This is a genomic window from Actinoplanes sp. ATCC 53533, assembly GCF_003947245.1.
This window is the reverse complement of record NZ_QHHV01000191.1, coordinates 38,472-49,849: the sequence shown is the minus strand read 5'-3', so window position 1 is coordinate 49,849 and position 11,378 is coordinate 38,472. Positions and strand designations below refer to the sequence as shown.

The 11,378-nt window shown below is 72.5% G+C and carries 8 protein-coding genes; 3 read left to right on the top strand and 5 right to left on the bottom strand.

Annotated elements, in window-relative coordinates; genetic code table 11:
- The first annotated feature begins 141 nt into the window (after positions 1-141).
- The gene (locus DMB66_RS45605) at positions 142-2,427 is read left to right on the top strand and encodes a cell wall metabolism sensor histidine kinase WalK (protein WP_233625310.1); all 2,286 of its coding nucleotides are present in this window, start codon (positions 142-144) and stop codon (positions 2,425-2,427) included.
- A gap of 44 nt (positions 2,428-2,471) precedes the next feature.
- Positions 2,472-3,668: an HD domain-containing phosphohydrolase gene (locus tag DMB66_RS45600; protein WP_125810361.1), complete on the top strand. Its 1,197-nt coding sequence runs from the start codon at positions 2,472-2,474 to the stop codon at positions 3,666-3,668.
- Here the strand turns inward: DMB66_RS45600 and DMB66_RS45595 are convergent.
- A complete protein-coding gene (locus DMB66_RS45595; protein WP_125810360.1) occupies positions 3,628-4,854 on the bottom strand; it encodes a response regulator in 1,227 nt (408 codons plus the stop codon). The two genes, DMB66_RS45600 and DMB66_RS45595, sit on opposite strands and share 41 nt — an antisense overlap.
- Complete coding sequence (locus tag DMB66_RS45590; RefSeq protein WP_158647572.1) at positions 4,851-6,983, bottom strand: ATP-binding protein; 2,133 nt, start codon at positions 6,981-6,983, stop codon at positions 4,851-4,853. Before DMB66_RS45590 ends, DMB66_RS45595 begins: the two co-directional genes overlap by 4 nt.
- Positions 6,984-7,269: 286 nt before the next feature.
- Here DMB66_RS45590 and DMB66_RS45585 point away from each other — a divergent pair, with 286 nt between their 5' ends.
- Positions 7,270-7,572 carry an STAS domain-containing protein gene (locus DMB66_RS45585; RefSeq protein ID WP_125810358.1) on the top strand — a complete coding sequence of 101 codons (303 nt, stop codon included), beginning with the start codon at positions 7,270-7,272 and terminating at the stop codon, positions 7,570-7,572.
- A 14-nt stretch (positions 7,573-7,586) separates the two neighbouring features.
- On the opposite strand, the gene DMB66_RS45580 is transcribed toward DMB66_RS45585, so the two are convergent.
- From DMB66_RS45580 to DMB66_RS45570, 3 genes are all read right to left on the bottom strand, one after another.
- A complete protein-coding gene (locus DMB66_RS45580) occupies positions 7,587-8,228 on the bottom strand; it encodes an NAD(P)-dependent oxidoreductase (protein WP_125810357.1) in 642 nt (213 codons plus the stop codon).
- Between the two features lie 97 nt (positions 8,229-8,325).
- The gene (locus DMB66_RS45575; RefSeq protein WP_125810356.1) at positions 8,326-9,927 is read right to left on the bottom strand and encodes a glycosyltransferase; all 1,602 of its coding nucleotides are present in this window, start codon (positions 9,925-9,927) and stop codon (positions 8,326-8,328) included.
- Entirely contained in the window at positions 9,924-11,303 is a 1,380-nt protein-coding gene (locus DMB66_RS45570; protein WP_233625309.1) for a glycosyltransferase family 4 protein, read from the bottom strand. Before DMB66_RS45570 ends, DMB66_RS45575 begins: the two co-directional genes overlap by 4 nt.
- Between the last annotated feature and the right edge of the window lie 75 nt (positions 11,304-11,378).

The following is an 11,378-nucleotide window of genomic DNA, read 5'->3' as shown; positions in this document are numbered from 1 at the left end:
CTGGGCCTCCGACGACTGGGCGGCGCGGGCCTGGGCCGGCGACGACTGGGCGGCCCGCGCCTGGGCCGGCGACGACTGGGCCGCGCGGGCCTGGGCGGCGGACCGATGGAGCGCCCGCTCCTGGGCGTGGTTGCCCGCCTCGTGATCTCAGCACCGTCAAGCGCCGGCCGCCCGGGTCTGTCCCGGGCGGCCGCCGCCGTGCGCGAACAACTGCGTGATCCGATCCTGCGCCGGGTCGTGGGTGTCGCCCTGCTGGGCGCCGTCCTGGCCGGCGCGGTGGCGATCGGCCTCGCGGATCGCGGCAGCGTCCTGCGGGGCCTCGGCGTGCCGACGGCGGCGTTGCTGCCCGGGCTGACGGTGCTGAGCTGCCTCGCCGAGATGACCGTGGTCCGGTTGCGGCACGGGGAGGCCGTCGAGGAACTCAGCCTCTACGAGGTGGCGCTGGTCATCGACGTGCTGCTGCTGCCGCCGCGGGACGCCCTCATCGCCGCCGCCGCCGGGCTGGTGCTCGCCAGCGCGCTGCAGCGGCGGGCGGTCGTCAAGGCCGTGTTCAACCTCGGCACCTACACGGCGGCCACCGCCGTCCTGATCCTCATCGTGCACCTGATCGGCGGTGCGCCCGGGGCGATGACCCTGGGGGTGCTGGCCGGCGTGGTGGCCGGCACGATCGCCTTCACCGGGGTGAACCTCTGCTGCCTGGCACAGATCCTCGGCGTGATCAACGAGCTGCCGCCCTGGCGGATCGTGCGCTCGGAGGCCCGGCTGTCCGCCTACATGGCCGTCGGGACGATGGCGACCGGGCTGATGACCGCCGAGATCGCGCTGCACTCGCCGCTGCTGCTGCCGTTCATGGCGATGCCCGCCCTCGCCGTGACCTACGCGTACCGGGCGGCGGCGCGGGAGGCCGACGAACACGCGCGATCCGCCTGCCTGCTCCAGTTGTCCCACGCGCTGGCCGAGCGGGAGGACGTGGTGCGCCAGTTCCTCGTCCTGGTCCGGGAGGCCTTCGGTGCCGACTTCGCGGTCGCGGTGCTGGAGCACGACGACCTGGCGCTGTCCGTGGAGGGCGCCGACCCCTCGACGCTGCTGCAGGGGCCGGTGCCGGAATACCTCGCCGCCCTCGGCCGCATCGACGGGCCCGTGCACCTCGCCGAGGACCTGCCCGACGGCCTGCGCCGGATGGTGGTCGTGCCGGTGCAGGGCGGCGGGAGCCGATTCGGTACGGCGGCCTTCGGCACCCGGGACCGCAGCCGCGGCTGGATGACCACCGGGGACGTCACCCTGCTGGCCTCGCTGGCCAGCGCCCTCGCCGTGGCGATGCGCGGCGCCGAGCACCTGGACCGGCTGGTGGCCGAGACCAGCAAGCTGCAGGCGGTCGTCGAGCAGTCCGCCGAGGGCATCATGGTGATCGACGGCGCCGGCCTGGTCGAGGTCTGGAGCCGGGCGCTGGCGGAGATCACCGGGGTCGACGCCGGCGACGCGATCGGCCGGCCGCTCGCCGAGGTCCTCGACGTGCCGGCCGAGGAGGAGGGCCAGCTGCTGATGCCCGTCTCGGTGGCGCAGCCGATGACGGTCGCCGAGCTGACCGTCCGCCGCCGGGACGGCGAGCAGCGCCGGCTGCGGCTCGCGCACTCGGCGATCTTCACCGCCGGTCTGCTCGTCCGGGACGTGGTCGTGATCAGCGACCTGACCCGCGAGTACCGCACCGAGCGGCTCAAGTCCGACTTCATCGCCATGGTCTCCCACGAGCTGCGCACCCCGCTGACACCGATCATCGGCTACGTCGATCTCCTGCGTTCCCGGGGCGAGCGGATGACCCCGCAGAAGCGGCTGGACGCGCTGAACCTCATCGGCGACCGCGCCGGGCACCTGTCCCGGCTGGTGGAGGACCTGTTGCTCGCCTCGCGGTTCAGCGACAACCCGGACGACGTCTCGTTGCAGGTGTCGGCGGGCACCCACGACCTCTGCGCCCTGGCCACCCAAGCGGCCCGCGACCTCGGCTCCGACCGGGTCGTGCTGGAGCTGCCCCCGGGGCCGGTCCTGGCGCACTGCGACGACGGCCGGGCCCTGCAGGTGCTCGCCAACATGATCGGCAACGGCCTCAAGTACTCCGCGGCGGAGACCGAGGTGTCGGTCGGCATGCGGCTCGACGAGACGCGGGTGCACGTCGACGTCCGCGACCACGGCCGCGGCATTCCCGCCGACCAGCTCGACAAGGTCTTCGACAAGTTCCACCGGGTCGAGGACCCGATGACGATGAGCACCAGCGGCACGGGACTCGGACTGTTCATCGCCCGCCGGCTGGCCCGCGCGATGGGCGGGGACGTCGCGGTCACCTCCGTGCTCAACAGCGGATCGGTCTTCACCCTCTCGCTGACCTACGGGACCTCGGAGCAGAGTGCGGGAATCCCGTCCGGAAAAGCATAGGAGCAGATATATTCGGCTAATTCGGACAATGCGAGGAGCCCCGCATGACGACCGCCGTCGACAAACCCCGGATCCTGCTGGTCGACGATGAGCCGAATCTGCTCGACGGGCTCCGGCGGCAACTGCGGCGCGACTTCACGGTCGAGACCGCGGTCGGAGCCGCGAACGGGTTGTTCGCCCTCAAGCCGGACGATCCGTTCGCCGTGATCGTGTCGGACTTCCTGATGCCCGGCATCAACGGCGCCGAGTTCCTGGCCGCGGCGGCGAAGGCGGCGCCCACCAGCACCCGGATGCTGCTCACCGGCCACACCAGCCTCGCCGACGCCGCCGTCACCGTGAACAAGGGGCGCGTCTACCGGATGCTCCTCAAGCCGGTCGACCCGGAGACCATGACGGCCGCCCTGCGCGACTGCGTCACCCAGCACAAGCTGATCGTGTCCGAGCGCGAGCTGCTGGAGCGCACCCTGCAGGGCAGCGTCAAGGCCCTGTCCGACGTGCTGTCGCTGGCCAGCCCGATGGCGTTCGGCCGCGCGGCCCGGATGCGGCGGGTGGCGTCCGCGATCCTCGACAAGGTCGAGGTCGAGGACCGGTGGGCGGTCGAGCTCGCCGTCGAGATGGCGCAGCTGGGCATCGTGTCGCTGCCCCCGACCGTCGCCGGCAAGCTCGATGCCGGTGTGGAGCTGAGCCCGGCGGAGCAGGCGATGGTGGACCAGTTGCCGGCCGTCGCGGAACAACTCATCTCACCGATTCCCCGGATGGCCCAGGTCGCCGAGTGCATTCACTACTCCCGCAAGGGCTTCGACGGTTCGGGGCCACCCGCGACCGCCGTCTCCGGCGACCGGATCCCGTTCGGGGGGCGGCTGCTGCGGCTGGTGCAGGACCACGACGCGCTGCTGCTGCAGGGGATGTCAGCGACGGTCGCGCTGGCGACGATGCGTGCCAACACCCAGCACTACGACCCCGCCCTGCTGGAGGCATTCGCGTCGACCGCCGCGGCCACGACCGAGTCGATCCGCGGTGTCATGCTGGACGACCTGCAGTCCGGCATGGTGCTGGCCGCCGCCGTGCGCAGCAAGTCCGACGTCCTGCTGGTGAACGCCGGTCAGGAGGTCACCGTCGGTCTGGTCACCCGGCTGCGCAACTTCGCCGCCCTGGAGGACAGCGTCGCCGAGCCGCTGATGGTCCTGGACAACGACGCTGTCACTGCTGATGCCGGCTCCGCTCCCGGCGCCACCGGGTGATCGCCTCGCGGGCCTGGTCGTCGAACTGATCCTCGTCTAGCGAGGCGGCACCGCCCGGCCCGCACACCGGACCCATCTCCGCCTCCACCACCATGTGCGCCAGCGCGACGGCGGACGACGCGTCGACCACCGCACCGGGTTGCACCGTCGCCGCGTGGCCGGCGACCGCCTCGATCACCGGGACCGGCAGTCCCCAGAACCGCAGCAGATCGGCACCCGCGTCGATGTGCGAGAAGCCGATGATCGCCGACTCCGTGACGCACAGGAAGGCGGTGTCCGCCGGCTCCGCCTCCGGGCCGCGCCACGCCTCGAGGGCTTCCGCGAACTCGCCCGGTCGCGTCGAGGCGAGGACCAGCTGGCCCACCTCGTGCAGCAGGCCGGCGGTGAAGGCGTTGCTCTCCCAATCGGTGCCGTCGGCGAACATCCGGCACAGCCGCGAGGTCTCGACCGAGTGCAGGGTCAGCCCATCCATCCACGCGGCCGGAACCCCGCCCGCGACGTCGAACGTGCGGATCAGGTCGTGCATCAGCACCAGCCCGCGCACCGTGTGCAGGCCGAGCAGGGCCACCGCCTGGCCGACATCGCTGATCTTGCGGCCCACCGTGTACGCCGACGAGTTCACCAGCTGCAGCACCTTGGCGGTGGCGGCGGGATCCTGCTCGATGATGGTGCCGATGGAGCGCGCCGACGCCTCGTCGTTGTCCAGCGCCGCCGTGAGCTCGATGAGCGTGTGCGGCGGACTCGGCAGCGACTGGACGTCGGCCCGCTCCGACCGGGTGCCCGCACCGGTGGTCGCGCGGACGTCGATGAGCCGTTCGACCGTGGCGACCAGCTGCTCCGGTGAGCTCGGCTTGGTGAGGAACTCGTGGGCCAGCACCATGATGCTGAGCAGGTTGTCCTCGTTGGTCTGGCCCGAGAGGATCACCCGGGCCGTGCCCGGATACTCCAGCCGCACCCGTTCCAGCAGCTGCGCGCCGTTCATCCCGGGCATCCGGTAGTCGGAGACGATCACGTCGCACGGCCGGTCCCGGAGCGCGACCAGGGCGGCCTCGGCGCCCTCGGCGAAGGACATGTCCCAGCGGTCCCGGTAGGTCCTGAGCATGCGGCGCAGGCCGCCGAGGATCCGGGGCTCGTCGTCGACGAACAGGATGTGTGGCCGCTCGGTCACGACACTGCCCGGGGTCACAGGGAAACCTCCGCGAGCTCGGTGTTCATCGGCAGCTCCTCGAGGCCGGCCACCGGCAGCCGTACGGTGAAGACGGTGCCGACCCCGACGGTGCTGGTGAAGTCGATGGTGCCGCCGTGCCGGTCGGCCACCAGGGTGCGCACCAGCGCGAGTCCCTGCCCGGTGCCCGTGCCCACCTCCTTGGTGGTGAAGAACGGGTCGAACAGCTTGTCGGCGATCTCCGCGGGCACCCCCGTACCGCTGTCGGCGACCTCGATGACGGCGAACCCGTCCTCCGGGCGGGTGCTGACCCGGATCGTGCCCCGGCCGCGATCCGCGGCACCGATCGCGTGGGCGGCGTTGACCACCAGGTTGAGCACCACCTGGTTGATGTCGCCGAGGTGGCAGTGCACCAGCGGCAGGTCCCCGAGGTCGGTCTCGACGTCGGCGATGTACTTGATCTCGTTGTTGGCGACCACGATGGTGTTCTTGATCGCCTCGTTGAGATCCGCCCGGCTCTTCTCCTCCGTGCCGGGATGACCGAACGCCTTCATCGCGCGGACGATGTTGGCCACCCGGCTGATGCCCTCGAGGGTCTGCGAGATGGCGGTCGGCACCTCCTCCATCACGAACTCGATGTCGATCTCGGTCGCCACCGCGTCGACGTCCCGCAGGGTGGTCTCGATGTCACCGTTCGCCTGCGCGGCCGACACCAGCTCGCGGTACGCGGCGAGCAGCCGGTCCAGGTCCGTGAACGCGGTCTCCAGGAAGCGGGCGTTGTCCCCGACGAACTGGATCGGCGTGTTGATCTCGTGCGCGATGCCGGCGGCGAGCCGGCCGACCGATTCGAGCTTCTGCGCGTGCCGCAGTTCCAGTTCGAGCCGGTGCCGTTCGGAGACGTCCCGCGCGGTGAAGACGATGCTCCGCGAGCCGTCATGCTCGCTCACGTACTCGACCAGTGCCTCCACATCGGTCCACTCGGCGTGCTCGCGCCCGCGGATCCGGCAGGGCACCGGCGTCGGCCGGACGAACGACGACACGACCTCCCGCAGCGCGGTGACATCGCCCTCGTGCACCAGCGGCCAGAGGTTCGAACCGACGAGTTCCTCGCTGGGGCACGCCAGCATCATCTCGGCCGCGGGATTCACGAACCGGATCAGACCCGACTCGCTGGCGAGGATCAGCGCGTCGGCGGAGTGCTCGACCACGATGCTCAGCCGGGACCGGCTCAGCAACTGGTCGAGGGTGAGGGCCGACTCGTCCGCCAGGGTCGTCACGGCTGCCGACAGATCATCGGTCGGCAGCCGGTCGAGGGCCACCACCAGCAGACCGAACGCGTCACCGTGCGCCGCCATCGGCGCGAGCACGATCATGGCGGGCGGGGGCAGCCGCAGAACCTCGGCGACCTCGGCGGCGGTCTGGTCGCAGACGACCGCGCATCCGCCCGGCCGCAGCGCTGCCCTGGCCTCCTCGGGCAGCCTGGTCAGTTCGGTGACCCAGCCATAGGCCTCGGGCCCGACGTCCCCGGCCGCCGCGATCACGTGCAGCGAAGGCCCGGTGACGGTCATGATGAGGGCGGCGCTCGCGGCGCGGTCCATGCTGAGCGCGGCGCCCAGGGTCACGTCCATCGCCTCGGCCCGGGTCGTCGAGGCGACCAGCCCGGCGCCGGCGGAGGCCAGCGTGCCCTCCCGGTCGGCCGACCGGTCGCGGGCGCTGCTGCCCATCGCGAGCACGTGGCTGACCGCGAGGGAGATCAGCGCGGTGAAGAACAGCGGAATGGCGACGCCCGGCCGGACGTCGAACATCAGGGCCCCGGCAGCCATGATCCCGCAGACCACGGCGGTCCCGAGGATCTTCTCGCGCAGCCCGCCGTACAGCGCGCGGAAGCTGACCCAGACGAAACACAGGCCGATGGTGGGGCCGTACTCGGAGGCCGCGGCGACCAGGCACACGCCGGCGCCTTCGAAGATCCAGCTCCAGGCGGGGAAGCGCTGCCGGCGATAGCCGGCGTAGAGCCACCCCACCACCGCGAGAGCGGTCACCACCGCGAGAGCGGCCAGCTCGGGCCGGGAACCGAGCAGGCCCCACAGGCCGAACGCGGGCCAGAGCAGCAGAACGCCGAGGAACAACGTGCGAACCTGCCCCCGCATCGTGTCCGTTCCGCGAAGCCAGCGTTGTGCCCACAACGCCCCAGCTACCATGGCCGCCCCTTCAGCCCCACCCGGTATCAACATTTACCGGACTCATGGTGTATATCGGTTCATAGTCTCAGAACCGAGGCGCTGCGGCGGCCGTTCAGGCCCATCGTGCGGCGGGTACCGTCGACCGGTCCGCCACCGGGCGCGGTTCACCCCCGCGATCAGGATGCCGGCGCGGGTTTGACTTCGGAGATCATGGGTACGGGCGGGTCCAACTACTCCAGGGGGAGGGCTGCAGGTGCTGGACATCCAGGCCAACGGCTCGGGGACAGTGGAGGTGGCCATCCGCGGGGAACTGGAGATGCAGCACGCACCCCAGCTCCGCGAATCCCTGCTGGCTCTGCTCAACCGCGGCGACGTGACCGGCGTCAACCTCAACCTGGCGGCCGTGACCCTGCTCGACGCCACCGGGGCGGGCGCGCTCATCGTCACCCACCGCATCGCCACGAATCGGCGGGTGGCCCTGCGGATCACCGCGGTCAGCGTGGTCGTGGTGCAGATCCTCACCCTCGTCGGCGCGGCGGATCTCCTCCCGGTCTAGCCAGCTCCCGCGGGCTAGTAGGCGACCGAGAAGTGCATCCGGTGATGCTTGGGGTTGTCGATCTCGTCGACGACGGCGGAGGCGAAGTCGGCGCCGGAGATGACCGACTTGCCGTCGGCGTCGGCGATCGCGACGTCGCCGCCGAGGCGGTAGGCGCCGGTGGCCTCGCCCGGGGCGAAGGCGCCGTACTGCGCTGCCGGGCTGACGAAGAACCAGTCGAGCCCCTCGGGCGCGGACAGCAGGGCGTCCGCGACGGCGGCCATCGTCCGGCCCTCGGCGGCGAATTCGGGCGGCAGGTCGCCGTCGGCGAAGCGGGGAGCGCCCGGCGCCGGTCGCAGCGAGCTGTAGCCGCCCACCACGCCGAAGCGGACGCCGGCCGCTGCGGCCAGCTCGCCGAGGCGGGTGTCGACGGAGAGCAGTTCGCGGGTCAGCTCGCCGCGCGGCGACAGGGCGGACACCACGACGTCGGCCCGCTCGACCGCGCGGGCGCGGACCTCGTCGTCGAGCATCGAGCCCTGCTCGTACCGGACCCCGGGCACCGGCTCGGCGGGCGCCGAGCGGCTGTACGCGGTGACCTCGTGACCGCGGGCCGCGGCCTCGCGGACGATCGACGCCCCCGCGTAGCCGGTGCCGCCGATGACGGTGATGCGAGCCATGAGGATCCCTCTCTCCGACGGCCGGGTGCCGCCATCCGATAGTGACCGTAGGCGAGCGGGTGTCGCCCGGGAAGCAGGCACCTGCCGGGAAGTGTCGTCAGCCGCGCCGGCGCAGCCTGCTGCGGAGGTGGGCGCCGACGCGCCGCGGCGTCAACGGCGCCACCGAGACCATGAGCCGGCCGGAGCCATCCACCGTGCAGGTCACCGCGGCGAACCGGGCGCCGCTGCGGACCATCAGCGGCCGGAGACCGCGCATCCCGGGTGCGCGCAGCGCCATCGACCCGGCCGCCCCGGTGGCGTTGGCGGCACCCATCGCGCCGTCCACGTGCCAAGTGCCGGCCTGGGCTGAGATGGTGCGGCGCTGGCCGGTCGCCGCGCTGGCGGCGAGCAGGTCCGCCGCCGGGAACCTGATCCGTAGGGTGGTGCCGGTGGCGTCGCTGCCGAGGACGCTGACATCGGCGCGGATCTCCTCGGCGCTCACCGCGATCCGGTCCGCCCCGAGGGCGGACAGGTCGGCGACGGGCGTACGCGCGGTGATGGCCAGCACCCGCCGGCCGCGCTCGTCGGCCGTCCAGGCGAGCCCGGTCGCGTCGAGCCGGGCCGCCCAGTCGGGGATCGCGGTCACCTCGAAGCAGGAGTCCGGCAGCCGGCGGTCCGGGTCGCGGAATCCGGGATACATCGCGTACCGCCGGCCGTCCTCGACCAGGGTGGCCGGCGCACCGGTCCGCGCGTCCCGGCGGATCACGGCGAGCAGGTCGTCGACGTCGCCGTCGCGGGTCAGGGCCATCCTGATCCGGGCCTCGGCGCCCAGCCGGCCGGCGATGCCGTCGGTGAGGTGGTCGGTGACCAGCCGGCCCACGCCCTCGTGGATCTGCCGCTGGACGTCCCGGTCCAGCCGCAGGAGGTCGTCCTCCAGCAGCCGGGCCACCTCGTGGTCGAAGCGGCGCAGCATGATCGCGTCGCGTTGCCGGCCGGGCCCGATCAGCTTGGCGACGAACGCCATGTTCGCCTCGACCGTCCGGAGCCGCTCCACGTGCCGGCTGAGATAGGTGATGTTCGTGGCGCTGAACCGCCGGACGGCGTAGTAGTACTCGTAGTCGGCCAGCACCGAGATCCGCCGCGCCCGGTAGCACGCCTCCAGGGTGAACGGCAGGTCGCTGCCGATCCGCATGTCCTCCGGGTAGCGGATGGCGTGCTTGTCGAGCAGTTCGCGCCGGAACAGCTTGGTGTTGGCCAGCGACCGCGGCAGCGGCGAGTCGAACAGGTCGAGGTCGGGCTCGTCGCGGGCGAAGATGTCCTGGTAGATGTGCCGGCTATGGACGCCGACGACCTTGCCCAGCACCACGTCGGAGCCGTAGGTGTCGGCGGCGGCGACCAGCCGTCGCAACGCATCCGGGCCCAGCCGGTCGTCGGAGCCGACGAAGAAGACGTAGCGGCCGGTCGCGACCTCCAGCGCGCGGTTGCACGGCCCGGCGGGGCCGCCGGAGTTGGCCTGGTGGATGACGGTGAAGGCCGCCGGATACCGCCGCGCGAACCGGTCCAGCTCCGCGCCGCTGCGGTCGGTCGAGCCGTCGTCCACGGCGACGATCTGGATCCGGTCCAGCCCGATGGTCTGCTCCACCAGCGAGGTCAGGCACTGGGTGAGGTAGGGCATGGTGTTGTAGACCGGCACCACGATGCTGACGTCGGGCTCGCTCATCGGGCCGTGGCCTCCTTGCTCGTCTGGTCGCCCGCCAGCAACCTCTGGTAGAGGGCGTCGAGCAGCGCCGCCTGGGCCTCCCAGGTCCACGCCGGCAGCGGGCTGTCCGGCCCGTCGTAGCCGGCCCGGTATCGTCCCGGGTCGGCCAGCACGGCCCGGGCCGCGCGCGCGAAGTCGGCCGGGTCCCGGGTCCGGAACACCTCGCCCTGCCCGGTGGCGCGGACGGTCTCGGCCATGGTGCGCACCTCGCTGACCACGATGGGCAGCCGGGCGTGTGAGTATTCGAAGAACTTCGTGATCAGGGCGATCTCGTGGTTCGGCCAGTGGTGGATCGGGATGACCCCGGCGTCGGCCGCGGCCAGCAGGGCCGGCACCTGCCAGTGCGGCACGTAGGGAACGGTATGGACCCGGTCGGCGACCCCGAGCCGGGCCGCGGCGGCGAGTAACTGCCGCAGGTACGGCGTGGCCGCGTCGCCGACGACGAGCGCCAGGTGCACGCCGTCCAGCCGGGCCAGCGCCGCCACGACGGTGCCCAGCCCGCGCTGGGCCGTCGCCGATCCGCTGTAGACCAGCAACGGGGTCCCGCCGTCCACTCCGCACAGTCGCCGCAGGTCCGGAACCGGGGTGGACTCCGCCGGCGGGTGCGGGGTGACCGCCGGGGCGTTGAGCACCACGGTCGGCAGCTCGGCCAGGTGGTGCTGACGCCGCAGCAGGTCGGCCAGCGCGGTGGAGACGGTCACCACCGCGTCGGCGTACGGCACGTACTCCCGCTCGTGGGCGAGGTGGGCGGGCAGCCAGCGCGCGTTGGCCCGCCTGGGCTTGGCCCCGGGCAGGAACTCGTGCGCGTCCCAGAGTAGCTTGACCGGGCGGCCGGCGGCCCGGGCCCGTTCCGCCGCCCGCGCGCCCACGCCCAGCATCCGGAAGTCGTGCGCGTGGATCAGATCCGGCGCCAGCCCGTCGATCACCGCGCCGAAGGCCCGCTCGTAGTTCCACAGGCCCGGCTCCAGCCGCCGCCAGGACCGGTCGCCCTGGGCCGCGCGCCAGAACCACACCTGCGCGTACTCCACCGGCCGCCGCGCCCACCGTGCCGCCCGCAGCAGCGGCCCGCCGCGGGCGAGCAGGCGTGCGCGGAGGCGCCCGGTCGCGGACCGGTGGCCGGCGGCGGCCGGCGCCGCGTTCATCGGGAGCAGGTGCACCTGGGCCGGGCCGAGCCGCCACCGCTGCGGGGCATCGGTGGGGGAGCAGCCCAGCAGGATCACGTCCCACCCCGCCTCGGCGGCCGACCGGGCGGTCTTCTGCACCCGGGAGTCGCCCTCGACGCCGTTGTCGACCAGCATCACGATGCGGCGGCCGGCGGTGGCATCGTCGACTGTCATCTGCGGCTTCTCCGGCTTCCGTCCTCGGCCCGAACGTCGGTCGCTCGAACGTCGGCGAGTGTATAGGCCGGGTCC

Coding starts and splice junctions, on each gene's coding strand:
- DMB66_RS45600 (WP_125810361.1), top strand. CDS start 2,472: ATGACGACCGCCGTCGACAAACCCCGGATCCTGCTGGTCGACGATGAG.
- DMB66_RS45590 (WP_158647572.1), bottom strand. CDS start 6,983: ATGCGGGGGCAGGTTCGCACGTTGTTCCTCGGCGTTCTGCTGCTCTGG.
- DMB66_RS45580 (WP_125810357.1), bottom strand. CDS start 8,228: ATGGCTCGCATCACCGTCATCGGCGGCACCGGCTACGCGGGGGCGTCG.
- DMB66_RS45575 (WP_125810356.1), bottom strand. CDS start 9,927: ATGAGCGAGCCCGACGTCAGCATCGTGGTGCCGGTCTACAACACCATG.
- DMB66_RS45570 (WP_233625309.1), bottom strand. CDS start 11,303: ATGACAGTCGACGATGCCACCGCCGGCCGCCGCATCGTGATGCTGGTC.